We start from the raw sequence: 25,478 nt of genomic DNA, 5'->3' as shown, positions 1-25,478 counted from the left end.
CATTTCTCCTCTAGTGTGTCGACGAGTTGCTGGCTGCAGGATCTGTTTTAACTGCTGGCTTTGCAACAGGGACACCCACAACTTCCGCCCCGACAGGAGCACCATTTTGGAACATATTCTGGATTTTGTCGATCAGCCCTGGAGTGGCGTCAATGATTTTCTCGAACAGATGGGTTTGATTATCAAGCGGCACAATATGCACACCTTCCCTGCCCACTACTAGAAAAGCGATCGGGCGAATGGATACGCCACCCCCGCTACCGCCTCCGAATGGAAGCATTTTAACGCTGGAGCCGCTGCCGTTCACACCCGGCGCATCATCCTCCACCCGGAAGTCGCTGCCCCCTGCGGCAAAACCAAATGCCACTTTGCTGATCGGCAGAATGACGCTGCCATCCGGTGTCTCTACAGGATCTCCGACAATTGTATTAACATCCACCATGCCTTTGATATTTTCCATCGCGGTCTGCATCAGACCTTGAATCGGATGGTCACTCATATTGTTATCCTCCTTTAACTTCTAGGGAAATACTCTTTCTTCCACAGCGTATATCATTCCCATATCACTACATTTGTATGTAAGTCGTTTCTATCTTCCGGGCAGTTGGAGCTTCCCTTACTGCTTGTGGCTCAATAGCTGTTTCCACCGGGCCAGTCCCCCCTTCACTTTGGTGATCCGGCGCAGCAGCAGTATCCCCGCGTAAAGGGTGTAGGCTAAGGACAGTTTGCCGGCACATACTGCCTCTGTGGAGTAGCACAGCTCATCGCGGAACACCGGTGCGACAAACAGACGCGGAGCGTGCTGCAGCCGGACGAATTGTGAAACCCAGCCAATAAGGCTCCATTTCATTCCCCACAGCGCCCCCGCAGCTGTCGCTGTATAGGCTGCATCGCCAAGCGAGAAATCCGTCGACCAGTCGAGCTTTGATATTTTGACATGGGCCATCAGCCCTTTCAGCCATTTGTTCAACCCCCGTGTCGCCCGCAGCGCTGCCTTTAGATTATCGATCCAGCCTGATACAGCCTCCTTGTCAATTTGCCCCTCTTTATCAGAGTCCTTCTTCACGGGTGCGATTCCGCTTTCTTCCAGCTTCACCCTCACTCCCCGCTCCATACCCTCAAATACGAGTGCCGGCAGCTCATAATGAAACTTAACTAACCCATATAAAGCCTTAATGTCAAATTCCACCCGGTCATCCTTGCCAAGTCTGCACAATCGGAAGTGAAAATGTATGGAAGAAGACAGGACCAGTACAATGATAACCAGCAGAAGAGCCAAAGGTATAACAAGCCATAACGTCACGGATTACCCTCCAAGCATCCTTATAATAGGAACCTTTGGTTTAGTATGGCAAACTTGGCTGGAAAAAATTCGGATGGACGCAAAAAAACCGTTGTTCTCCTAGGAGACAACGGCATTTCAACATAAATTTACAGCTCAAGCCGATCCGTATGATGAAGATGCTTTACTCCTCCATCCCCTGCGGCTGCTCAACATCATCGAACGTCATTTGGCTGTCCAGCTTGCTGAAAAGGAGCTGTGTTTCCTCTTCCAGCCCGTCGGAGTTATCGAAGTTAGACGGCTCCGGCAGCTCCTTCAGGCTGGCCAGTCCAAAGCTGTCAAGGAACGATTTGGTCGTTCCGTAAAGGATTGGACGGCCTACTGCCTCGGCACGCCCGACCTCATGAATGAGATCCTTATTGTTCAGCGTATGAATCGCCCGTTCAGACTTTACTCCGCGGATCTCCTCAATCTCCACCCGGGTAATCGGCTGGCGGTAGGCCACAATGGCCAACGTCTCCAGCGCCGCCTGGGATAAAGAAGATCTTGAAGGCGAATAGGCCAGCCGTTCAAAATAAGCCGCATGCTCCGGCAGCGTAGCCAGCCGGTAATTCCCGGCGATCTGCACGACCTGCAACCCGCGGCCCTGGTTGATGTAGTCGTCTTTCAGCTCTTCCAGCGCACTTGTCGCCAGATCCGGACGCTGCTCGGTGATCTCGGCGATTTGACGCGCCGACAATCCTTCGTCGCCAGACAGAAACAGCAACCCTTCAATAATCGATTTCAGCGTTTTGTAATCCACTGAATTCCTCTCCTCCTCTCCACTCCATCACAATATCCTCAAACAATTTTTCCTGATAACAGTAAATGGCCTTCATCTTCATCAGCTCCAGGATCGCCAGAAAGGTAGTCACGATCTCATGTCTGGCCATCTCATCATGCAGCAGCGCCGAGAAGCGCAGCCTGCCGCCTACCCCTTTGCGCTGCAGCGCCTCTGAAACATCCCGAATCCGGTCCTTGACTGAAATTTCATCGCGGGTAATCCGCTGATAAGAGGATCTTCGAGCCGCCTTGCTAAGCGCCTTACGGAATGCGGCGATGAGGTCAGACGTATGTAACCCTTTAAGTGTGTTATCAATCTGCGTCGGCACGAAAGGGCCCAGATCCTCCGGCTCCTTCGTAAAGATCAGACTGCGTTCGCTCTCCATATCCAGCAGCTGTACAGCGATGTTCTTGAATTTACGGTATTCAATCAGCCGCTGAACCAGTTCTGCACGCGGATCATAGCCATCATCCTCGTAATAGTCGAAATCCTCGATCTCAATGACCGGCGGCTTCGGCAGCAGCAGCTTGCTCTTGATGGACAACAGGGTTGCAGCCATAACGAGAAATTCGCTGGTGATATCCAGTTCAAGCTCCTGCATCGTTTGCAGGTAATCCATGTACTGTTCGGTGATCACGCTGACCGGAATGTCCTGGATGTCGATTTCCGCTTTGTCAATTAGATGCAAGAGCAGATCGAGCGGACCTTCGAACGTCTCCAGCTTGTACAATACAGTCACGCGGTTTCCTCCCGCCAAAAAAAAGTAAAGTGCAGCGCCGCTATAGGGACGCTACACAAGTAGAAAGGGTTTTTATAGTCCATGCTTTCTTCTTATACTTATAAATAAGCACGATTATAGCCAATTCGTCAAGAGGCTGTCTTACTTAAAGAGCTTGTTAAGGTTTGCCATTTCGATTGCCGACGTCGCAGCATCCCAGCCTTTGTTGCCTGCTTTGGTTCCGGAACGCTCGATGGCCTGCTCAATATTCTCGGTCGTAACAACACCGAAAATAGTAGGAATACCCGTTTTAAGATTAATGGCGGCCACCCCTTTAGCCACTTCGTTGCATACATAATCATAATGCGTAGTGGAGCCACGGATGACGGTACCCAGCGCGATGACGGCATCATATTTGCCGCTTTCGGCCATCTTTTGGCAAATCAGCGGAATTTCGAAAACGCCTGGAACCCATGCCACATCCACCTCTTCATCGGCAACACCGTGGCGTTTGAACGCATCCAGAGCGCCGGACAGCAGCTTGCTTGTGATGAACTCATTGAAACGTCCTACGACTACCCCGTATTTTAAACCCTCGGATACTAAATGTCCTTCAAAATAATTCGGCATTGTGCTCATCAACCCTTCATTAGTAAGTTAATTTTATGGTTAAATTTTGGAATCTTCATTTTGTTCAATATTGTCAAAAGTCAGCAAATGTCCCAGCTTGGCCTGCTTTGTATGAAGATAATTCGTGTTGTCCTTGTTCTCCGGCATTTGAATCGGCACACGCTCCACAACCTCAAGGCCGTAGCCTTCCAGTCCCTTGATCTTGCGCGGGTTGTTGGTCAGGAGTTTGATCTGTCGTACGCCAAGATCCTTAAGAATCTGTGCCCCGATACCGTAGTCGCGCAGGTCTGCCGGGAAGCCGAGCTTCAAGTTGGCATCAACTGTATCCAGACCTTCCTCCTGCAGCTTGTAGGCACGCAGCTTATTAATGAGGCCGATACCTCTGCCTTCCTGGCGCATGTAGAGCAGCACTCCTCTGCCAGCCGCTTCAATCTGGCGCAGCGCTGCTTCAAATTGCGGCCCGCAGTCACAGCGGTGTGAATGGAACACATCACCGGTCAGACATTCGGAATGCACGCGGACCAGCACCGGCTCCCCGCCGGAAATATCGCCTTTGACCAGCGCGACATGCTCTTTGTCATCCACTTCGTTCGTGTAGGCAATCGTCTGGAAAAGACCGAAATCCGTAGGCAGATTCACTGAAACTTCACGGGTGACTAAATGCTCCTTCTCGTTGCGGTAATGGATCAGGTCCTTGATGCTGATCAGCTTCAGATCATGTTTCTTGGCGATCTCGATCAGATCCGGCAGCCGGGCCATCTCTCCGTCTTCTTTGACCACTTCACAGATGACGCTTGCCGGATATGCGCCGCACATGCGGGCTAGGTCAACAGCAGCCTCAGTGTGGCCGGAACGGCGCAGTACGCCGCCTTTCTTGGCAATCAGCGGGAACATATGCCCCGGTCTGCGGAAATCAGACGGTTTGGCGTTGGGGTCCATAATCGCTTTGATGGTCATGGATCTTTCACCTGCGGAAATACCGGTTGTGGTATCTTTGTGGTCGATGGACACGGTAAAAGCAGTACCATGATTGTCAGTATTCTGGCTGACCATCGGCTGCAGATCCAGCTCCTCCGCACGTTCCGCCGTAATCGGCAGACAGACCAGCCCCCGGCCTTCCTTAATCATGAAATTGATTACTTCCGGTGTAGCACGTTCGGCAAGAGCAATGAAGTCCCCTTCATTCTCGCGGTCCTCATCATCGACTACGATGATCACCTTGCCGCGCATCAAATCATAAATAGCGTCTTCAATCGGGTCCAGGACGCTGTCTTGCTTGGATTCTTGGCTCATGTTTCTGTCCTCCTGATCACTTTACGTTGCCTTCACAGGCTATCCGTAAGCTTAGTCTTATTTATACAAACCCGTTGGCCGCCAGGAAATCACGGCTGATCCGGGAACTGTTCTCATCTTCCTCATGTCCTGCGCCCGCACTGTAATGCAGGAGATGATCCACATACTTGCCAAGCACGTCACACTCAATGTTGATGCTGTCACCTGAGCGTTTGTGCGTAAGTACAGTTTCTCCAAGCGTGTGCGGAATAATCGACACGGTAAACGCTGCAGCCGTCGTATTTACGACCGTCAGGCTGATGCCGTCAATCGTGATGGAGCCTTTAGGAATAATGTATTTGAACAGCGATTTGCGGTCCGGTGCAATCTCGAACACAACCGCATTCTGGTCACGCTTCACGCTCCGGATTTCACCGGTGCCGTCGACATGCCCCTGAACGATATGCCCGCCGAAACGCCCTCCGGCGGCCATTGCCCGTTCCAGATTCATTTTGCCGCCGGTCCGCAGCTCTTTCAGGTTGCTGTTGCGGTAGGTCTGGGGCATCACATCGACGGTAAAATAATGGTCGCCTAAAGACGTTGCGGTCAGGCAAACCCCGTTGACGGATACACTGTCGCCGATCTTCAGGTCATCCATAATGAGGGAGGCGCCGATATTCAGCACCATCATCTCGCCTCCGCTGGAGACGCTGCGCAGCACGCCGATCTCCTCAATTAAGCCGGTGAACATAGAACCCCTCCTACAAGTTTGGTTAGGATCACTGCAAGCATATGCTTAAGCTTAGCGGATTGGAGTGCCGCTGATACACACATTATCCCCGAGCACTTCCACTTCCAATCCCTCAAGCGTGATAGCATCCTTCATCAGCCCGACACCCGGGAATTCGAAGGTTCCGGCCGCTCCGGCCCCGCCGCCGACGATCTTGGGAGCGAAGAACAGCACTACGCGGTCAACCAGTCCGCTCTCCAGCATGGAGCCGTTCAGTGTACCTCCGCCTTCCAGCAGTATGGAGCCGATCTCCATCTCGCCCAGCTTAGTCATGGCACTTTGCAGATCCACGCGCGGCCCCGCGCCGCAGATAATAACTTGAACCCCTGCCGCCACAAGCGACTCATGTTTGACCGGATCGGCAGCTTCTGTAGTCACCACAACTGTAGGTGCCTGCCCGTCGGTAACAACGGCGGAGTCCAGCGGGATACGCAGCGAAGAATCGATCACAATCCGGACCGGGTTGAGTCCGGGTACCACCATTCTTGTGGTCAGGGAAGGATTATCGGCAATAACCGTATTGACGCCGACCATAATCCCCTGATGACGGTGCCGCAGGGTATGTACAATCTCCCGTGCCTGCCCGTTAGATATCCACTTGCTGTCCCCGGTCCGGGTAGAGATTTTGCCATCAAGTGTACTGGCGCTCTTCAGTGTGACAAAAGGCTGCTTCGTCAGAATGTACTTGATGAACTTCTCGTTCAGCCGCAGGGCACGGCTGCGCAGCAGCCCCACTTCAACTTCGATCCCTTGATCGCGCAGCATGGCTATGCCCCGGCCTGCTACCTGCGGATTGGGATCTTCACACGCTACCACTACACGAGCTACGCCTTCATCAATCAGCCTTTGGCTGCAGGGCGGCGTCTTGCCGTAATGGCTGCACGGCTCAAGGGTCACATACGCTGTACTTCCCTGCGCCTTGCCGGCCGCCATATTCAGCGCATGCACCTCGGCATGCCCTGTTCCGCGCTGCAAATGAGTGCCGAGGCCGATCACCGCGCCGTCCTTTACTACAACACAGCCCACCACCGGGTTGATGCCTGTCTGTCCCTGTGCTCTTTCCGCCATATCCAGTGCCAGCGCCATATAAAACTGATCGTTCATTGTATCCATGCCTTGCCTCCAATCCCATTGCCTTGTATTCAAGCTTCCAGTCCAAAACAGAAAAACCCGTCTCAATCTCCAGGAGGAGTTCAAGACGGGTTATACGAGAGTTTACCGGCAGTCCAATAAAATGGTGCGTAAATAAACGCCACTAACATGGCATTGTGAAAGTTCGCACATAATATTCGAAAACACTGCAGTACGCCTGCCTATACAAAGCACAGAACGTCAATCTCTCCTTCTTCCATCCAGACTATACTGTCGGTCCCGGAATTACACCGGGTCCACCGTCCGTATGCGACATACGAAGCGGGTAGCGGACTAAGCGCTGATACTGGCATTTCGGCCATATACAGCAGCATCACCGCCGGTAGGGAATTACACCCTGCCCTGAAGGATTGATATATTCAATTAAATTAAGTTTTGCCTACAACAAAATTATCACTTAGCGGCAGGAAAAGCAAGTGCATTTAATATATTTACTTTATTTATGTAACTTACTTCTAGATTTCACTCTGTTTTTCCGCCCGCAGCAAATCGCGGATTTCTGTCAGCAGGGCAATTTCCGGATCTGGTGCCGGGGTTTCGACCACTTCGACTTTAACGACTTCCTTGCGTTTAAATTTGCCTACCAGCTTAATCACCAAAAAGATGGAGAAAGAAATAATAAAGAAATCTACCACTGCCTGCAGGAACAAGCCGTAGTTCACAGTTGCCTCTCGGAAAGTGAAGCTAAGCTTCTTCAAAGGGTCAATCCCTCCGCTAAGCATCCCCACCAGTGGCATAATAATGTCGGCGACCAGGGAGGTAACGATTTTACCGAAAGCTGCCCCGATGACGACAGCAACGGCGAGATCAAGCACATTTCCTTTCATGGCAAAACTTTTGAATTCCTTCCACATTGCCGATTCCCTCCAAACTTCGAATTTAAACTATTATAGCATTTCCCCTGCGGATGACAATAAATCTCCGGCCTTGTTCTCACGAAAAGGAGAATTTTCTTAAGAAAATCATTAGATTTAGTGCCGGTAAGTCTTTAGAACTGAGTCTTAAAGTGATTGTTATACCAAATCTGTTATAAGCGAGGGGTCATATGTTATTTAATTCGTACATCTTTATGTTCGGTTTCCTGCCTGTTGTGCTGGCCGGCTACTTTGCACTAAACCGCTTCCGCCTGTTTAAGTACGTTATGGCTTGCACTGTCCTCTCTGGTCTTCTACGGCTGGTGGAATATCCGCTACATCCCGCTGATCCTCTTATCCATTCTGTTCAACTACACACTTGGCCGGTATTTACACAGCGGGAAATCCCACCCCCGCACACTGCTTATCTTTGGCTTAAGCGCCAATCTCCTGCTGCTGGGCTACTACAAATATGCCGATTTTTTCATCACAAACTGGAATGGGCTGACGGGTTGGAAAGTGGCTCCCCTTCATTTGCTGCTGCCGCTTGGGATCAGCTTTTTCACCTTTACCCAAATTGCCTATCTTGTCGACGCCTACCGGCATCATGCACGTGAATACGGTCTTGTCAATTACATACTATTCGTTACCTTCTTCCCCCATCTGATTGCCGGTCCGATCCTTCACCACAAGGAGATGATGCCTCAGTTCGACAGACTGCGGGGCAAGCTCTGGAACTGGAATAACGTCCTGAAGGGTACCCTGCTGTTCAGCATTGGCCTCGGCAAAAAAGTGATCATCGCGGATACCCTGGCCGGCTTTGCCAATAGCGGCTTTGCCTCCGCTGCTCATTTTGTGGACTCCTGGGTGGCTGTGCTGTCCTATACCCTCCAGCTTTACTTTGATTTCAGCGGGTACACGGATATGGCGATCGGCATTGCCCTGCTCTTCAATATTGTACTGCCGCAAAATTTCAATGCTCCATATCGCGCCCTGAGTATCCGTGACTTCTGGAGACGCTGGCATATGACGCTCAGCCGCTTCCTTCGGGACTATATCTATATTCCGCTTGGGGGCAACCGCAAGGGCTTCTGGATCTCCATCCGCAATGTGATCATTACCTTTCTGCTTGGCGGCTTATGGCATGGGGCAGGCTGGATGTTCGTACTCTGGGGGCTGCTGCACGGAGTCGGGCAAGCGGTAGAGAAGCTGTGGGCACGCCGGGGTACGCCATTGCCCATGGGTATCGCATGGCTACTCACCTTCGCCTTTTTAAACGTAACCTGGGTATTCTTCCGCGCGGAGAAGCTTACGATAGCCCTTAGACTATTAAAAGGAATGAGCGGAATAAACGGTTTGGGAACTTCTGCAGTCAGCGGCTTAAAGTGGGCTATCGTCCTAATTGTTATCCTGCTCGGCGTGATCCTGCTGCGGCGCAAGACAGAAATTCAGGTGCGAAGCTGGAAGACGGTTATGGCCATGGCTCTGATCTTCGTCATTTCCTTGTTCTTCTTCAACCGTATCACTCCGTTCCTGTATTTTAACTTCTAATCCAGTTAACGATCCCGTCAAACTCACTCAGACTATTTGCTTAGGAGGTTCGAATGATGCCAGTACCCCATATTCAAATCGCCAAAACCCCGGCACAGCCACGCGGATTGCATGCCCGATCCCAAAAATTGATGACTTTATTCCTGCTGTTTCTGTTCTCGTTCGCAGCTCTCGCCGCTCTTCTTACCATTTTCCTGGATCCGCTGCAGTTCTATCATAAATCCTCATGGTATACCCCGGTTTTCTCACAGGAGGAACGTTACCAGAATCCCGGGCTGGCCAAAAATTATGATTACGACAATATTATTATCGGGACTTCCATGACCGAGAACTTTCTGCCTTCTCAAGTAGACAAAAGCTTAGGCGGAACCACAATGAAGCTGTCAATGGAGGGATCAACTGTCGACGAGCACTATAAAATCACCAAGCTTGCTCTGGAAACCGGCAAAGTGAAGCAGGTCCTCTGGGGGCTGGATTATTTCTCCCTGAAGCTGGAAACCACAAAGGCGGCAAAAGAATTTCCGGATTATCTGTACGACGGGAAGCTATGGTCCGATTATAAATATTGGTTCAACTCCTCGGTATACAAGCAGTTCTGGCTCAGCCTCAAAAGCTCGATTTCGGGTGAGTCCGGTAAAACTCTGGAATATCTGAACAATTGGAACCGTGTAGTTAAGTTCGGCCAGCAATATGTAACCAAAGCTTACCTGAAAGCCAGTGACAACGAGATATCCTCCGGGCTTAACGAGGAGAACATCGATCAATTGAAGGCACATTTCAATACCCATATACTGCCGCTGCTGAGGGAATACCCTGACGTGCAGTTCTACTTCTATTATCCTCCCTACAGCGTGATGCGGCAGGTTGCCTGGTATTCTGATAATCCTATCCGCTTTGGCAATCAACTGGTGATGCGCAAATGGATGTACGAGCAATTCCGGCAGTTCGATAATGTGTCGCTATATGATTTTCAGGCAGAATCGAAGTGGACGTTCAACCTTGATCTGTACAAGGATCTTAGCCATCACAGCGAAGAAGTTAACAGCTGGATTGCAGAGGCCATCGGAGAGAAGAATCCGGATTATCTTGTAACGGATGATAACATCGGCAAGTTCAACAATAAGCTGCAGTCCCAGGCGGAAAGTGCCGTTACCGACCTCAGCGGGAACCTCTATCAGAGCAGCGTTCAGTTCGGTGGAGTGCAGCTGGGATATACCACCCGGCTGATCCAGGGGGACAAGGAGCTGTGGCTGACTGCCAAAGACCTGGGGCCTGCCCTGGGGGCTAAAGTCGAATGGGATGGAGCCAGTAAAACAGTAACTCTAACGTCCGGCGGGCACAGTATTGCAATGACTGTCGGCAGCAGTGAAGCGCTTGTGGACGGCACTAGCACAGACCTGGAAGCCGCTCCGCTGCTAGTCGGAGGCAAAGCCTTGATCCCGCTTGCCTTCACCGCCGAACAATTGGGCTGGGACGTCACCACCAATCACAAGGGGAACTGGATCCGCTACAGCCTTACTCCATAACTACTGTGGATTGTGTAATTCCAATAAGAAAAAGAGCACACGGCAGATGATCGCCGTGTGTTCTTTGTTAGTGCCGCTATGGCAGGAAAGATGATTTTTCAGCTGCCTCTGGTGCTATTCCTGCTTTCTGCGTCTGAATACCCGGCTCAGAATGAACCCTGCAAGAATCAATCCTAATCCTGCCAAATAGATTGGCAATGGACTGTTCTCACCCGTCTGTGGCAGTTGGCCGCCCGAGCCGGTCACTGTACCCGCCGGAATTTCATCATCCTCAACTTCCACTCCGCCAAGCGGGATGTCATCATCAGTCGTTGTCACTTGTCCCGGAGTCGGTGAAGGTGTAGCTGACGGAGCAGGTGTAACCTGTGCAGTCGCCCCCGGTCCCGCAGGAATCTGTGGTTCTTCGATAATGACAAGAGGAGTTGGACTTCCGCCAGGTGCTACTGTCTGTATTGGTGTTGGTGATGGTGTTGGTGATGGTGTTGGTGATGGTGTTGGTGATGGTGATGGTGTTGTTTCCGTCGTCGGTACTGGTGTTGGACTGCCACCAGGACCTACTGTCGGTACTGGTGTTGGTTCTGTCGTTGGACCCGTTGTTGGTTCCGTCGTCGGGCCTGTTGTTGGTACTGTTGTCGGCACTGTTGTTGGTACTATTGTCGGCGTCGGCGTTGGTACCGGCACCTCCTCTGTATTGTATACAGTCAGCCCCACGCTCACCGACGAACCGATTGTGACCGGATACTCTTTGGAATCCAGCACATATCCTTTTGGAGCCGCCGTCTCAATCAATACATAGCTGCCCAGCCAAATATTGTTGAATGCCGCTTTGCCTGCAGTGTCGGTAGTCAGGGTATTGATCAGCACTCGTTCTGTTCCGTTCAGCCGGTAAAGCTCAAAAGTTGCCCCTTCCAGCGGTTTCTCCTTGTTTACGGCATCCAGCTTATTGACGATCAATGCTCCTCTGACACCACTTCCTGTGCCCGAACCGCTGGATACTCCCACGATGACCTCTTTGGATGTATCCTTCTCGACCAATACAACATTGTTGCCGTTGAATTTTACGGTATTAAGCAGCTTGTCGCCTGTATTCGCTACGATCAGCGACTTGTATTCCAGCACATAAGCTGTCTTGATATCCTTTAAGAAGCTGAGTTCAAAGCTCTGCTTTCCACTGGCATTCTGATTAATGTTAAGTGAATAATCAACATCCTTCACCAGTTCAGGTCCGCCTTTGGTCACTTCTCCGTTCACAGATACAACGGTTGGATACAAATGGAAGGAATCCTGGAGCAGTATTTGATTAGAGCTTGGTTCGTCAATGATTTTTGCATTCTTCACGAACGACTGTGTCCGGTTGACCGCGATGCTCCAATCTACCTTATCGCCGCTTTGCAGTCCATCTTTGTAGATATATTCACCACCGTGCGGGATCTTCAGGGAAGCAGTCAAGTCTTTCGATACCTGCTTAGTTCCATCCAGAAGTTTAGCCGTATTGACTACGCTAGCGTCGATAAGCTGGCCTTCAAGAGTTGTCTTGAATTCGATGATATACGGTTCGCCGATGTTGCCGGCAAATTCTACTTTCAGCTCATTGCTGCTGCTGACAGCGTAAGTATACGCCGATGTGCTAAGCTCTGAACCTTTTGTATAGTCACCTTTTGAGTCGATGTTCATGTTGTAAACCTTAAGCGAACCTGGAACTAACGTTTGGCCCGCAGTCAGCATATCGGTTACCACAGGATCAGCAATCGCCTTGCCGTTGTAGTTCGCACCCACAGTCCAGGTAATTTCTTTGGCGGCTGCATTGTAAACACCCGACTTGAACCCGTTGCTCTTTACCTCGGGACGCGGAATGAACTTTCCAAATGCTACAGTTGACTGGATATTTTCAGCACTGTCCATCCAATCAATCTGTGCTTTATTAATAAAATCATCAGTGCTTCCAGTCAGCCAGTCATTGCTGAACAAGGTGGTGTAATTGATGGTATGAAACCCGGATATCGGTGAATGAAACTTCACTGTAAATCCGGCGTTCGGCTGTACAGGTGAATCATAGGTCACCGTATACTTGGAAGGGCTCACTACCAGCCAGTTTTCATCCCTTACAAGCAGCGAACCGGGAACAAACTTCTGACCGCCATCCGGGAAGCTGTCTTTCACAACAACGTGGCTCATCGGGTAATTATCACCGTTAAGTGTAATTTTCCAATCTGTCGTTTTATTCTTGTAGTCTACACCCGATAACGTCTTATAGATGACTGCAGGCCGGACAAGCTGTTTGGCATCATAAGTATACGTGCTGTCCGTAACCGAATTGATAACCGTCGTTTCTTTGATCACGCGGTCTTTGGCCTTGATTTTATATTCAATACGGTGCGGTGCGGATACATCGTTTGTGAACTGCAGCTTAAAGCCTTTTTTACCGGTAGCGGTAATAGGAGAAACAGTAAAGTCCACATTCTCAATCAGGGCAGGGCCTTTTGTGGCTACAGCCGCTGAATCCAGGGTTACCGGATAGACCTTAACCGAACCGGCTACAAGCTCATGCGAAGCATCGAATAAATCCGATAAGACAGCATTGGCCTGCGGGATGTTCTTGCTGTTGTAGTTATATTCTATTGCCCAGGAAATCACCTGATTTCCCCATTCATATCCGGTTGAGAATTTTTTAAGTGTTCCGCCGCGCTCAACAGTTACCGTTGCCGAGGAGCTGACCGGATCGCGCCCATCTCCTGTAAACGTCGCTGTATTGGTGAAAATTCTTTTATTCTCCACAGCTATGGGCGTGGTGTATGCAATGCGGTAAGCACGGCTGATTACAGGATCTGTGAAGTGAAGGATAAGCTTGCCGTCCAGGATTTCAGCAGAATATTTGCTGCTGTCGAGCAGCGCACCCGGTGACACTGTACCGTCAAGCTGGACTGCCAGCTCGTAAACCGCAAGCGTGGCCGTGCTGTCCAAGGACAACCCTGCCGGAATAGGGTCAGTCACCATAGCGTTGGCTACATGTTCCAGCTTCTTGTTCACATCAACCGTCCACTGAATGCTGGTCGCATTGTAGCCGCTGGAGCTGCCGTGCTTGTCGATGGTCGAGCCGATCTCAGGCTTGAAGTGCACGATAACCTTCTGCGTCCCGCCATTCACAGGGAAGATGATTTCCTCTACCCCGCTGCCGGGAATTTTCTGTTTATCAAACTTCGTATTGACCCGGAGTGTTCCCTGCACATTGTCATGACTCTCAATATAGCTGTTAAAGGTCATCACTACCTGATGCGTGGATTGACTGACCGTGAAGCTGCCAACTTCCCCGTCATCGGAGACCAATGCGCCGCCGATGTCATTAAACAGCTGGAACTGCTCAGGAAGCAGGAACGTAAAGGTGTCACCTGCTACGTAACCGTGTCCATTTGGAAGCGACCAGGTGTAATCCAGACTGACCGTGGAATTGACATCATACACACTGTCCGTAACGGTCTGGCCGTCAGGTCCGTACACAGCCATGGAGACGCTGGTAATAATATCTCTTTCAGTCTCAATCCCAGCTGCCGTAGCCTGCGAGGTGAATCCAATACCATAGGCATACTGCACAAAAAGCATAATGATCATAATGGACAAACTAAATTTCTTCTTCAACATTCCCTGGAAGCCCCCGTTTCTGATTTGATTATGGGATAATTATCCCTCTTGCAGCATATTCCTTCTCTGTCTATTCATGCTTGATTTCAGGAACAGCCACTAAAATCCGGTCAACAATGATGCAAAAAAAAGATGGCAGCCGGACCCACACCATGACACTCAAAAACCTCAAGCCAGTTATGTATTCCGGTTTTCCTGCATCCATCTTATGTGACATTGCAGAAATCTCTTCCTTTTCTGTGCGGCTTGAGCATTATATACTTATATCACCTAAGTATAGATCTCTAGAATCAGAAAATGTTAAAATTTCGAATATTTATTTTTGTTAAAATAACCCACGGGTCCCAAGGAGAGAATTCTGTGAATTTCGACTCATTTTTCACACGGCAGCATGAGACTGATTTCAGTATGTTTTCACCGTCACACTGGGTTGCACTGGCTGTTGTGACCTTAGTTTGCCTGATACTGTTCTGGTCGCGTTTTGCGCTCCGTACCCGTCCATCACTCCGCCGGGTTGTGAAACTGCTGCTGGTATTTATCCTGCTTTTTTCTGAAGCCGGATTGCATGTATGGTACTTTTCGCAGGGGATCTGGAAGAAGGAGTCTTCACTGCCGCTGGAGTTGTGCGGGATTACATTGCTCTTGTCCGTCATTATGCTGCTTACCCGCAGCCGGAGGCTCTATTCCTTTCTCTACTTTGCCGGCATTGGCGGAGCTTTTATCGCCCTGCTGACGCCTAACCTGGTGTATCCTTATCCCCATTTTCGCTTTCTGCTGTTTTTTACGGCCCATGGCGCGATTATTCTGGCCTCTCTCTATATGACCTGGGTCGAAGGGTATAGGCCAACCTGGCGCTCGCTTTTCTTCACCATGCTCTGCCTGAATGTGGTCGCTGCCTGTGTCTATGCCGCAAATTCATTGCTGGGATCGAACTACATGTTCCTGGCGCATAAACCCGGCACCTTTTCCGTACTGGATTATTTCGGCCCTTACCCTTATTACCTGCTGGTCGAAGAGGGGTTTGCCTTTATTCTTTTTCTGCTGATGTATCTGATCTTTTTCAGGCTGCCGCAGCGTTCTGCTCTCCGGGACCGGCGTAGAAGCCGGGTCCTTTGAAGCGGTGCATCAAGTGGAAACGGCTTCCGCCGTTCTCAAAAGGACGGTATCCGTTTCAGCGAGAAATAGAAGGATAATTTATAGCGTGAAGCATATAAATTCTTATATTCGCACAAAAGCACCCGGCTGGGATCCCAGCCGGGTGCTTTATGAATAGCAGTAAAGGCGTATGAAGCCCCTTAGTTCATTTGAATTAAGCTTCGATAATTTCCACCGAAGTCATTTTGTCGCGGCCCTGGAAAGAGTCAACATAGTCCATGCCTTCTACGACTTTACCGAATACAGTGTGTACTCCGTCGAGGTGAGGCTGCGGTGCATAGCAGATGTAGAACTGGCTTCCGCCAGTGTTCTTGCCGGCATGCGCCATAGCCAGCGTTCCGCGCTCATGCTTGTTCGGGTTGATTTCGCAGTTGATCGTATAGCCTGGACCACCGGAGCCTGAACCGTTAGGACAGCCGCCTTGTGCTACGAAACCAGGGATAACGCGGTGGAAGACCAGACCGTTGTAGAAACCGTCTTTTGCCAGCTTCTCAAAGTTGGCTACGGTGTTTGGAGCATCCTGATCGAACAAGTCCAGCAGCACTACGCCGCCGTTTTCAAGTGTAATTTTCGCTTGCTTTGCCATATGTAAATGACCCCTTTCGAAATAACAGATGTAGAACACTTTTCTTAGTTTACTATGAAACCACGCACAAAGCAAAGCAAGCGGGAGTCACTCCCGCTTGCTCCAATTATTCTACACATTAAGCCTTGCGGTGATGAAGGCCTACTTCGCAACAGCCTGCTTGGCGATGCGCTCCGGCACAATATCGTTGGCGGTAATGTCCTGATGACTCTCGCGGCGTACCACTACATCGCTCTGTCCGTTCTGTACAAAAACGACGGCCGGACGGCGGATCCGGTTATAGTTGCTGGCCATGGAATAGTTATACGCACCGGTGCAGGCTACGGCAAGCAGATCACCGCTCTCCACCTTCGGAAGCTCCACATCCCAGATCAGCATATCGCCGCTCTCGCAGCATTTGCCAGCGATCGAGACTGTTTCTTCATTGGATTCCGTGGCACGGTTGGCAAGCAGCGCCTCGTATTTGGATTCATACAGTGCAGGACGCGGATTGTCGGTCATCCCGCCGTCGACGGCGACATATTTACGGACTCCCGGAATTTCCTTGTTGGTTCCTACCGTGTACAACGTCGTACCTGCATCCCCAACGATGCTGCGGCCCGGCTCTACCCAGATTTGCGGCAGTTTGCCGCCGATTCCTGCGAAATGCGTTTTCACCGCATCTGTAATTGCCGCTACATATTCGGATACCAACAACGGTGTATCACCGTCCACATAGCGGATGCCGAAGCCGCCGCCGAGATTGACGACAGGGAAATCAATGGCAAGCTCTTCCTTCACCTTGCGGGTGAAATCAGCGATCCGCTCCACCGCAAGCTGGAACCCTTCAGTTTCAAAAATTTGCGAGCCGATATGTGAATGCACACCCAGCAGCTGCAAATTGGCCTTGTCTGAAGCCTGGCTTACCGCTTCTTGAGCGGAACCATTGCCGATGTCAAAGCCGAACTTCGAATCGGTCTGGCCTGTAGAAGCATACGCATGATGGGCATGAGCTTCTACCCCTGGCGTAACGCGGAGCAGGATGTTCACCTTCACTTCCTTGCGCGAGGCAATGCTCTGCAGCAGGCTGAGTTCAACCAGGTTATCCACTACGAAGCAGCCGATACCGGCATCAATCGCCATCTCAATTTCATCAGGTGTTTTGTTGTTGCCGTGGAAGTGGATACGCTCTGCAGGAAAACCCGCTTGCAGCGCCGTGTACAGTTCCCCGTCAGACACCACGTCAAGCGACAATCCTTCTTCATCCACCAACCGGCACATCGCCATCACGGAGAAGGCTTTGCTGGCATAGGCCACCTGAAACTCAAGACCGGAGGCCGTAAACGCATCCATGTACTCGCGGCAGCGGCGCCGGACCAGTTGCTCGTCCATTATATATAGCGGGGTTCCATATTCCGCTTTCAATTCCGTCACATCACATCCGCCGATCTCCAAATGTCCGGCATCATTAATTCGGCTCGTCCCGTGTAAAAACATTACTCAGTCCTCCAATTTCTGTGGAATGTCTTGTTCCACCCTGTCTATTGTATGTTATTAGGCCCCGCAGAGTTCCTGAAAGATAACTGTTTGAGCAGAAACTCCGCTTTTTACGGGGCTGTTTAGTGTATTCAGTATAGCAGACAGAGGGAACACCATAGAATGGACTAATTTGCAGTTGATTTGTATTTTCCTACGATTGTTTCTCGTTCTCCTGGACAGGCGGCATTCGTGTATTATCCCTTGTTTTGTTGAAGGATGGCCTTGTTTTGGAGCTGAGCACAGGCTGGCGCAGGATGATCTCGCCCATCGCTTTTGCATTAAATGGTATAAACGGCCACAAATAAGATGAATTGTAGGACCGGTGCAGGGTCAGCAGTACGACGATCAGTGTGGTTCCGATCATAAAGCCCTGCACCTGGAACGCAGCAACGGCGACCAGCAGCACAAGCCTGACAATCCGGTTGGCCAGTCCAAGCTCATAACTCGGCGTTGCGAACATCCCGATGGAGGCTATCGCCATATACAGCACCACTTCATTCACGAACAGTCCGGTCTGTACGGCGATGTCTCCCACCAGAATAGCGGCAATCAGACCCATGGCTGAGCCAAGGGGTGTCGGTGTATGCACCGCCGCCATTCTCAGCAGGTCAACCCCAAGCTCGACAATCAGGAACTGGGCCAGGAGCGGGATTTTAGCTGTCTTCTGCGGCCCGATAAAGTCCAACATCTTCGGCAAAAGCTCAGGATGAATGACCATCAGCATCCACAATGGCAACAGGAACATAGAAGCAAAGATTCCGATGAACCGGACCCAGCGCAGGTAAGTCCCCATAAACGGAGTCTGGCGGTTCTCCTCGGCATGCTGGCAGAGATCAAAAAACGTGGTCGGCAGCACGATGACGCTTGGTGATGTATCTACAAAGATTACCACCCGGCCTTCCAGCAGATGAGAAGCTACGGTATCCGGGCGCTCTGAATAGCGGACCAACGGATAAGGATTCCAGCCTCTGCCGACGATCGCCTCCTCCAGCTGCTTATCCGCCAGTGGAATTCCGTCGATATCCACACTATTAATTTTGTCGGTGACAGCCTTCACCTGGGTTTTATCGACAATGTCGTCAATATACGCTACACAGACATCCGTCCGCGTCCGGCGGCCGACCTGATGCATCTCGTATTTCAGCCCGGGGTCGCGGATTCGTCTGCGTACCAGTGCGACGTTGCTAAGCAGCGTCTCCGTGAACCCGTCCCGTGACCCGCGAACCACCCGTTCAATAGAGGGCTCATCAGGATTCCGTGAAGGATACGAGCGTGTATCCATAATAATAACCTGGGTCTCGCCTTCAATGAAGAACACACTCATTCCCGACAAGACCTTATTGATACTTTCGCTCAGCAGCTCACCTTTTTCCACCTGCACGTGGGGGATGTATTCAGTCATGAAGCTGGCCAGCACATCAGTGGAGACATTTTCAGGTGTCAGATAGGTAAGCCGCTTCAGAATCTCGTCAATAATCGTATCCTTGGCAAACCCGCTGATGCAAAGCAGTGCTGCTTTGCGGCCGGCAAAGGACATCTCCCTGAACACGATATCAAAAGACGAACCCAGCCCCATGACCTCAGTCAGTGTATTTTTGGTATGCTCCAGGTTCGGTGAAACTTTGTCATTACCCTGCCAGTATATAATAGATTCTTCAAGCGAATCAGAGCGTTCGTTGTCCCGTTTTAATTGCAGCGGGTCGATTTTCCCCTGGGGTGGAGCATCCTCCTGCTTTGCTTTTTTCTTGTCTTTTTTGGACTTCTGCGGCTGCTGGGTCTGCGCTTGTGACTGCTGCCCGCTCCCGGCCTCCGCCGTAGTTCCGGCTCCGGCCGGACTCCCCATTCCTGATTCATCGTCTGACTCAGCATCTTCCTCAGTATCCGGCTCTTCACTAAACAGTCTGGCGAAAAAACCCTTTTTGCCGCTCTCCGGCTCCTCTGCACCCAGCTCATCTGATGCTTCCATATCCTGCGGCTGGCTGCCGGTCTCATCCCCGGGATCAGCTGTGCCGGGGGACACTGCACTGTCACCCTCCGGTCTTTCCGATTCCGCTTCAGCTGCTGCATTATCGGCTTCGGGTGTGGAGGCTGAGCCTGCTGCTGCATTGCCGGTATCGGCCGTAGGGGCATTGCCGCCAGCCTGCGCCGCCGTCACTTGTCCTCCAGCTCCCTTTGCACTTTCTCCCGCTGCGTTGCTTGCTTCGGTATCTGAACTGCCCTCTACCAAAGGCGTGGCCACTTGTTGCGGGTCGTTCCCCTCCTGATCCGGTGTTCCTGCTCCATCCGAGGCTTGCAGATCATGGTCGCCATACCCGGTTGCTCCGGCGTCCACACCAATGTCCACACTGCTGTTTGTTCCCTTACCGGCACCCGCCCCAGGCGCAGCGGAATCACCTTTGCTTTGGTTCCCCGTGCCGAACTCAGTTGAAGCTTCAACGTCCTGATTGCCGGCATTGGAGCCGGATGTAACTTCTAACTCTGTATCTTTACTGAATAATGTGCTAAAAAACTCCCTCACACCGCTCCCGGAGTTCTCCGCATCTTGTGGTTGTGCCTCACCAGTATTCGCGTTGCTGCTGCCAGCCGCCTCACCATTATCCTTACTGTCTGCCGCCCCACCCCCAGCGTTCGCATACGTACCCCCTCCTGCTTCCGCACCGCCAGCTTCCGCACCGCCATCTGCCTCTACGCTGGCCTTCGAGTCATTTGCTTGCGTGCGGTGAGCTTGTGCCGCTGCCGCTGCACTAACAATTGCTGCACTAATGGTACCTCTTCCGTCTGCGGCGATATTACCGGCTGTGCCTGACTCTGGTGCCTCTTGTTGCCCGGATGCATTTGTACTTCCTCCCGGTGCTCCCTCCTGTTTGGATATACCCGCTCCGTCCGGAGCTTGCAGGCCATGATCTGCAGAGCCGGTTGCTCCGGCTTCCGTAGCGCCTACCGATACAGAACCGGAAGCGGGTACCGTTTGTTCCCGGCTTAACAATACGCCTAATTCGTCCGCAGCCTCGGCTTCTCCGGGCCGGGCGGCAGTCCCAGTATGAGCTTCCCCAAGATTATCCGCTGACTGGATTGCATAGCTCTCAGCTACGTCTGCCGGAGCCGCTCCAGTTGTCCCGCCACCAACATTGCCGGCCTGCAGCGCAGCCGGGCCGGCTGTCTGATTTTTTGCTTTTTTCTCATTTACCTGATCACCGCTGTGAATATACTTTACCACTCCATAACCCCCTTCTACTGTTGATATACAAAGAAGTCGAACAAAGAGCCTGCAACCTTGCCGCATACCATGGCCATCAGCAGCCCAAACAGATAATGCGTCATTTGCAGACGTTTTGCCAAGATCGGCAGCACATTCAAGACCTCTGTCAAAGCAGCGGCCAGCATGCCGACAAATATCCCGTCAAACAGCCCAACTCCCAGTTCGACCACAGGGCCTGAGCTAATCCGCCAGTTCCAGAAATCACTCATAGTACCAAGCAGAGAACCCCCGATCATCGCCCCTTCATACCAATGAACTTTGTCGTAGGAAGAAGTCAGCTGGGCTAGCCGGGGCACCATATCAAGTACGATAAACAGAGCAATCACCCCTCCGCCTACCGCAATCCCCCCGGCAATTCCGAGCAGCAAATTCAGTCCAAGTGTAATCGGCGCGGTCATGTTCCATCCTCTTTAGGTCCTGATGGATCGTTTCCGCTGCGATTCATTTTGCTATACTCCTCGTGGACTACATAATGGTCGATATTTTTCTGATAAAGAAACATTTCCACTTCGAGCGGAGTGGGCTCCTCGTTCCATTTTTTCTTAAAGAGGTGGTTGAAAAAAATCACCATGCCAAACCCGATGCCTAGCGAATAGGCAATCTGGAACACATAGGGGTGGTCATCCCGCCGTCCGGTCAGCATCTCCACGATGCGAACATGCACTTCCTGCATGCTGACATCGGCATGAAAATTCATAATCGTCAGCGCCGATCCGAAGAAAAGCAGCAGCCACACCAGCACAAACAGCGCAACCGAAGGTTTGCGTGCTTCGACCGGCCCTTCGATCTGCACAATCGTCCGCCCCTCGCCAATCGGTTGGATGTCAGCACCCGGTATCAATTCTTGAATATGCGGGATAACCGTCAACAGGTCGATCAGAATGAGGTTCCCGTCACTCTGTGCCGGCTTCAGCAGCAGAATTGAATACAGCGGCTCCCTCCACTCCGGCTCGGTGATTAAATAAGCGATATCCCGCAGCGTGACCCCTTTCCCTTTGGGCACCGTTACCCGATTCTTAAGCTGTATGTAAATGGCGGGAGCCGAATAAGTGTTCATCCGTACACCTCCTATTGTTGTCGTGAAAAGCAGGATGAGACGCAAGAATAACGGTAGTATGGGAGAAAAGGCTTATTTTTACTCCAGACCAGCAGAAATCTAGCTGAGGCATCGCCTCTTTAGCGCACAGAAACACTTTCCATTGATCTATTTCTGCGGATTAGTATCCAAAAAATGCATAAGTTTGATTATTTATTGCTATCGGAAAAGCACCGTATCAACTACCAATTGACTGGCTAGCGTGCTGGACAGACGCACAAAAAGGCAGACCGGGCGATTCTCCCGTCTGCCTTATCCTTTGTTTATTGGTGCTGCGTTCATTCTTATAAATTGAGTGCTGTAAATCGTCGAATCCTCATGCTGCCGCACCTGCCGTATGAGTTAGTTCTATTGCAATAAGCACACCAGATTCTCTCTATTCGTCTTCAAAATAGCGTTCTGTTGTATTTCCTGCAGCAGATTACCGCATTTTACCGATAAACAGGTGTCTTTGCAGTAGTGTGCTGTACAAAGTGCAATAGATCGCTGATATAGTGGAAAACTGGATCCATCTGCTGCACATAATACATTTGATTTACCAGCTCGGCATATGCGGAGTAAGAGGCTCTAGCTCTAGCTCTTCCTCTAACATACCTTGTGCGGCCCTTAAAGACCGAATTCCCCTTAGACAGCGGATAGGCTGCAAGGAACGTAATAAGCAGCTCAAGCCCTGTACCGATCACCGTACGCTGCACAGAAATCCTGCCGGATTTCAGGCTGGTCTCCCTTAAAGTGTAAACGCTCCACATATAGCCATATAGTTCACTTACGCAGCATTTCAGCAGTTTTTGCAGCCAATATGGGTGTTTCGCAAACTTGGAAGAACAAAATTCTCCGGATGAGCTGAACTGAAAAAAAGGATGTCTCCTACAGCCGTATGGCTGCAGGGGACATCCTCCTCTTCTACTCAAAGCCACGGGGGTTCTCCCCTCAGACCTACTTTATATTACTCAGACAGCCGCCGCACTCTAGTTGAGTGCTTCCTGACGGCTCTGTTGTTTAGAGATAAGGAACAGTGCGGTCCAAATCAGCGCAAAGCCGATAATTTGCGGCAAGGTTACCAGCAGATCGAAGAAAATCCAGTTGATCAGAATTCCCGTCATCGGGAAGCTGAGCTCTGCCAAGGTGGCAACGGAAGCTTTGGTGGTGTTAAGACCTTTGTAGTACAGCAGCATACTGAGCAGTCCGGGCAGCAGTGCCTGCAGCAGCAGATTGATCGCAATTGCTGATGAAGCGCCCAGTCCCCCGTGTACCTGCCAGGGAGCACCCTCCATAGCGGTGACGACGAACAAGAGAGGTAATGCCAGAATGAACCGCAGTGAAGTCACCGTTTCATACTTCATTGAACCCAGTAAATAGCGGCCCATTACTGTAGATCCGCCCCACAAGGCAGCGGCTCCGAGCGCCAGCAGACTGCCGACACTGATGAAGCTGTTCACATGTCCGAAGGGTGCGGTCCAGCCAAAGGTCAGCAGATAAGTCCCTGCCAGTGCAATCACTATAAGCGGTCCGAAATTTCGGGGCAGGCGTTCTTTAAGGATGACAGCCGCCAGTCCTATGGCAAAGATCGGCTGCAGCTTCTGCAGCAGAAGCACCGCATTGAGGTCTCCGCTGGACAAGGCTTTGGTGAAGAGAATCGTAGCCACGGCGGAGCCGCCCCAAGATACAACCATTAGCGCTCCGGCCTGACGCAGACGAATTCCTTTCAGTTCAGTGCGATGCCGCCAAAGTACCGGTGCGGCAGCCAGAAAGAGCACAACATGCTCAAGCAGAACGATCTGTGAAGAGGTCATTGATTTGAGCAGGATGATGCGGAACAGCGGATCGACGCCCCATAGCGCCGCTCCCAGCACAACCAGCCAGAACCCGCCGCGCAGCGGCGCCTGGCGCACCTCTGAAGTTGAAGCAGTTACATTACTCATAATTCCATTCTCCTTGTCGATACAAACCCTCGATAAGAGACCAAAAACCCCCGCGCTGCCTTCTGAGGGGCAACTATCGGGGGTCATTATCAATAAAGACCATCAGGAATAAACCTGTCGTCTTTATCTTATGATCCTCTCCCATCCGGACTTTACCGTCGGCTCTGGAATGTCACCAGATCAGTCCTTTCCGCTGCTGACAGCGGGAAGGAGTCGCGGGCTGAGTTCGCTTTGAACATCACCGCCGGTCAGGAATTTCACCTTACCCCGAGAATCTTGTATTCCGTTATTTTTTTCACAATCTCAGGATACTCCCGTTTATGAATTTCGTCCAGTATTTTATGAAAATATACACATTTTTTCATTCATCACCGCATTTCATGCCCTCTAAATGATATTTTTTTGTAATTCCTGCTGATTTCATTAAGTTATAATAGAATTATGTGAATTATCCATATTCTTCATCCATTGAAAGAGAGGCCCTTATGAAAAGACCACTTGGAACAAACTTGCCGTTATCATTTATCGCTGTAGCCGCTATTGCATTTGCCGAAACTATCGCCTATTTCATTATTTCCTTATTTGGAGGGCTGCAATTTTATGCCCCGCTTTCCGCTGTTGTCGCTTTTGCCCTTGCAGTTTATGCGGTGCTGGCGATCTTTGACTTGTTTAAGCTGCGTATCCGGCGGATCGTGCTCGCATCTTTCGCCGGGTTATGTCTACTGGCGGCATGCGTTTATGAAATCAATCAGGCTTATGTGAACAGCCTCGCTGAAGTGAATGACCGGGAGATTTCTCTGGAGAAATATAAACCTTTCCAGCCGGAATCCAAGATAGCCATACTGGACCAAACCTCCACTTATAAGATCACAGACGAGCTTCCGCGGCTGGACGGTGCAACCGCACTCTACCCGCTATATTCGGCATTTGTTCAAGCCGTCTACCCGAAGGACGACTATAGCGTATATGATTTTGAGAGCAGCACGATAGTCTGCACTTCGACCTCCACTGCTTATGATCGTCTGATCGATGGAGATACGGATATTATTTTTGCAGCAGCCCCCTCTCTCTCCCAACAGAAATCAGCCAAAGCAGCAGGCAAAGAACTGGTTCTTACGCCCATTGGCCGCGAGGCATTTGTCTTCTTCGTTCATAAGCGGAACAAGGTGGACGGACTGACCACACAGCAAATCAAGGATATCTATTCCGGTAAGCTGACAAATTGGAAACAGGTAGGCGGCAAACGGGACTCGATCCGGGCATTCCAGCGGGAAGAAAACAGCGGCAGCCAGACCATGCTTGAGAAAATCATGGAGGGCACACCGCTCATGGCAGCTCCGCAAAAAGATGTTATGGATGTGATGAGCGGCATTATCAGCCAGACCGCCAGCTACCGTAATTATAAAAATGCTCTTGGCTTCAGCTTCCTGTTCTACGCCTCGGAGATGAACAGCAATAACGAGATCAAGCTGCTGGCCGTCGACGGGGTTGAGCCCGGCAGGGAGAGTATTCGGAGCGGAGCCTATCCTTTTGCCTCCGAATTTTATGCCGTGACCGCAGGAAGCTCCAATCCGCATATCCAGCCTTTTCTGGATTGGATAGTTTCCCCCGAGGGTCAGGAGCTGGTGGCAAAAACCGGCTATACCCCGGTAAAATAAGCTCCCGGACTACTCCCCTACCTCAAACGCAGATACACACAAAAAAGCAG

The 25,478-nt window shown here is 51.0% G+C and carries 20 protein-coding genes, 1 pseudogene and 2 riboswitches; of the genes and pseudogenes, 4 read left to right on the top strand and 17 right to left on the bottom strand.

Annotated features, from left to right (window positions below; genetic code table 11):
* Window positions 1-10 precede the first annotated feature (10 nt).
* The 9 genes from ytfJ to mscL all read right to left on the bottom strand — a co-directional run bounded on the left by ytfJ (window position 11) and on the right by mscL (window position 7,521).
* Entirely contained in the window at window positions 11-499 is a 489-nt protein-coding gene (gene ytfJ, locus NYE29_RS21420) for a GerW family sporulation protein (RefSeq protein ID WP_340897400.1), read from the bottom strand.
* Window positions 500-616: 117 nt separating this feature from the next.
* Window positions 617-1,303, bottom strand: coding sequence for a DUF2953 domain-containing protein (locus tag NYE29_RS21415; protein WP_340897399.1), 687 nt, complete (start codon window positions 1,301-1,303; stop codon window positions 617-619).
* A gap of 163 nt (window positions 1,304-1,466) precedes the next feature.
* A complete protein-coding gene (gene scpB, locus NYE29_RS21410; protein ID WP_076108985.1) occupies window positions 1,467-2,084 on the bottom strand; it encodes an SMC-Scp complex subunit ScpB in 618 nt (205 codons plus the stop codon).
* Complete coding sequence (locus NYE29_RS21405; protein ID WP_038594609.1) at window positions 2,053-2,844, bottom strand: segregation and condensation protein A; 792 nt, start codon at window positions 2,842-2,844, stop codon at window positions 2,053-2,055. Before NYE29_RS21405 ends, scpB begins: the two co-directional genes overlap by 32 nt.
* A gap of 141 nt (window positions 2,845-2,985) precedes the next feature.
* Window positions 2,986-3,453, bottom strand: a complete 468-nt coding sequence (gene ribH / locus NYE29_RS21400) for a 6,7-dimethyl-8-ribityllumazine synthase (RefSeq protein ID WP_038600255.1) — start codon at window positions 3,451-3,453, stop codon at window positions 2,986-2,988.
* Between the two features lie 39 nt (window positions 3,454-3,492).
* Entirely contained in the window at window positions 3,493-4,746 is a 1,254-nt protein-coding gene (locus NYE29_RS21395) for a bifunctional 3,4-dihydroxy-2-butanone-4-phosphate synthase/GTP cyclohydrolase II (protein ID WP_076108984.1), read from the bottom strand.
* 61 nt (window positions 4,747-4,807) lie between these two features.
* Window positions 4,808-5,476, bottom strand: coding sequence for a riboflavin synthase (locus tag NYE29_RS21390; protein WP_038594610.1), 669 nt, complete (start codon window positions 5,474-5,476; stop codon window positions 4,808-4,810).
* Window positions 5,477-5,527: 51 nt separating this feature from the next.
* On the bottom strand, window positions 5,528-6,628 hold the full coding sequence (ribD, locus tag NYE29_RS21385; RefSeq protein ID WP_340897397.1) for a bifunctional diaminohydroxyphosphoribosylaminopyrimidine deaminase/5-amino-6-(5-phosphoribosylamino)uracil reductase RibD: 1,101 nt from the start codon (window positions 6,626-6,628) through the stop codon (window positions 5,528-5,530).
* 223 nt (window positions 6,629-6,851) lie between these two features.
* Window positions 6,852-7,021, bottom strand: a riboswitch (FMN riboswitch).
* A 101-nt stretch (window positions 7,022-7,122) separates the two neighbouring features.
* Window positions 7,123-7,521: a large conductance mechanosensitive channel protein MscL gene (gene mscL, locus NYE29_RS21380; protein WP_340897396.1), complete on the bottom strand. Its 399-nt coding sequence runs from the start codon at window positions 7,519-7,521 to the stop codon at window positions 7,123-7,125.
* A 519-nt stretch (window positions 7,522-8,040) separates the two neighbouring features.
* Between mscL and NYE29_RS21375 the strand changes: the two genes are divergently transcribed.
* Both NYE29_RS21375 and NYE29_RS21370 read left to right on the top strand, forming a co-directional pair.
* On the top strand, window positions 8,041-9,072 hold the full coding sequence (locus tag NYE29_RS21375) for an MBOAT family O-acyltransferase (RefSeq protein ID WP_340897395.1): 1,032 nt from the start codon (window positions 8,041-8,043) through the stop codon (window positions 9,070-9,072).
* 56 nt (window positions 9,073-9,128) lie between these two features.
* Complete coding sequence (locus NYE29_RS21370) at window positions 9,129-10,598, top strand: copper amine oxidase N-terminal domain-containing protein (RefSeq protein WP_340897394.1); 1,470 nt, start codon at window positions 9,129-9,131, stop codon at window positions 10,596-10,598.
* Window positions 10,599-10,712: 114 nt separating this feature from the next.
* Here the strand turns inward: NYE29_RS21370 and NYE29_RS21365 are convergent, their stop codons facing one another.
* Window positions 10,713-14,234: a collagen binding domain-containing protein gene (locus NYE29_RS21365; protein WP_340897393.1), complete on the bottom strand. Its 3,522-nt coding sequence runs from the start codon at window positions 14,232-14,234 to the stop codon at window positions 10,713-10,715.
* Window positions 14,235-14,594: 360 nt separating this feature from the next.
* Here NYE29_RS21365 and NYE29_RS21360 point away from each other — a divergent pair, with 360 nt between their 5' ends.
* On the top strand, window positions 14,595-15,350 hold the full coding sequence (locus NYE29_RS21360) for a YwaF family protein (protein WP_340897392.1): 756 nt from the start codon (window positions 14,595-14,597) through the stop codon (window positions 15,348-15,350).
* A gap of 193 nt (window positions 15,351-15,543) precedes the next feature.
* Here the strand turns inward: NYE29_RS21360 and NYE29_RS21355 are convergent, their stop codons facing one another.
* The 7 genes and pseudogenes from NYE29_RS21355 to NYE29_RS21325 all read right to left on the bottom strand — a co-directional run bounded on the left by NYE29_RS21355 (window position 15,544) and on the right by NYE29_RS21325 (window position 23,770).
* Window positions 15,544-15,975, bottom strand: coding sequence for a peptidylprolyl isomerase (locus NYE29_RS21355; RefSeq protein ID WP_038594618.1), 432 nt, complete (start codon window positions 15,973-15,975; stop codon window positions 15,544-15,546).
* A 141-nt stretch (window positions 15,976-16,116) separates the two neighbouring features.
* A complete protein-coding gene (gene lysA / locus NYE29_RS21350) occupies window positions 16,117-17,451 on the bottom strand; it encodes a diaminopimelate decarboxylase (protein WP_038594620.1) in 1,335 nt (444 codons plus the stop codon).
* 193 nt (window positions 17,452-17,644) lie between these two features.
* Window positions 17,645-19,336, bottom strand: a complete 1,692-nt coding sequence (locus NYE29_RS21345) for a spore germination protein (RefSeq protein ID WP_340899769.1) — start codon at window positions 19,334-19,336, stop codon at window positions 17,645-17,647.
* A gap of 1,388 nt (window positions 19,337-20,724) precedes the next feature.
* A complete protein-coding gene (locus NYE29_RS21340) occupies window positions 20,725-21,150 on the bottom strand; it encodes a stage V sporulation protein AB (RefSeq protein WP_038594622.1) in 426 nt (141 codons plus the stop codon).
* Window positions 21,147-21,809 (bottom strand): stage V sporulation protein AA, encoded by a 663-nt coding sequence (locus NYE29_RS21335; protein WP_340897389.1) that lies wholly within the window; start codon window positions 21,807-21,809, stop codon window positions 21,147-21,149. Before NYE29_RS21335 ends, NYE29_RS21340 begins: the two co-directional genes overlap by 4 nt.
* 629 nt (window positions 21,810-22,438) lie before the next feature.
* Window positions 22,439-22,549: pseudogene (locus NYE29_RS21330) on the bottom strand (carbohydrate ABC transporter permease); the annotation flags it as partial.
* Window positions 22,550-22,816: 267 nt separating this feature from the next.
* Window positions 22,817-23,770 (bottom strand): DMT family transporter, encoded by a 954-nt coding sequence (locus NYE29_RS21325; protein ID WP_340897388.1) that lies wholly within the window; start codon window positions 23,768-23,770, stop codon window positions 22,817-22,819.
* 129 nt (window positions 23,771-23,899) lie between these two features.
* A riboswitch (FMN riboswitch) is annotated at window positions 23,900-24,049 on the bottom strand.
* Between the two features lie 206 nt (window positions 24,050-24,255).
* Between NYE29_RS21325 and NYE29_RS21320 the strand changes: the two genes are divergently transcribed.
* Window positions 24,256-25,428 carry a PstS family phosphate ABC transporter substrate-binding protein gene (locus NYE29_RS21320; protein WP_340897387.1) on the top strand — a complete coding sequence of 391 codons (1,173 nt, stop codon included), beginning with the start codon at window positions 24,256-24,258 and terminating at the stop codon, window positions 25,426-25,428.
* Window positions 25,429-25,478 lie beyond the last annotated feature (50 nt).

This window comes from Paenibacillus sp. FSL M7-1046 (genome assembly GCF_038007405.1).
Taxonomy (GTDB): domain Bacteria; phylum Bacillota; class Bacilli; order Paenibacillales; family Paenibacillaceae; genus Paenibacillus_AQ.
This window is presented reverse-complemented; position numbering and strand designations above follow the sequence as displayed.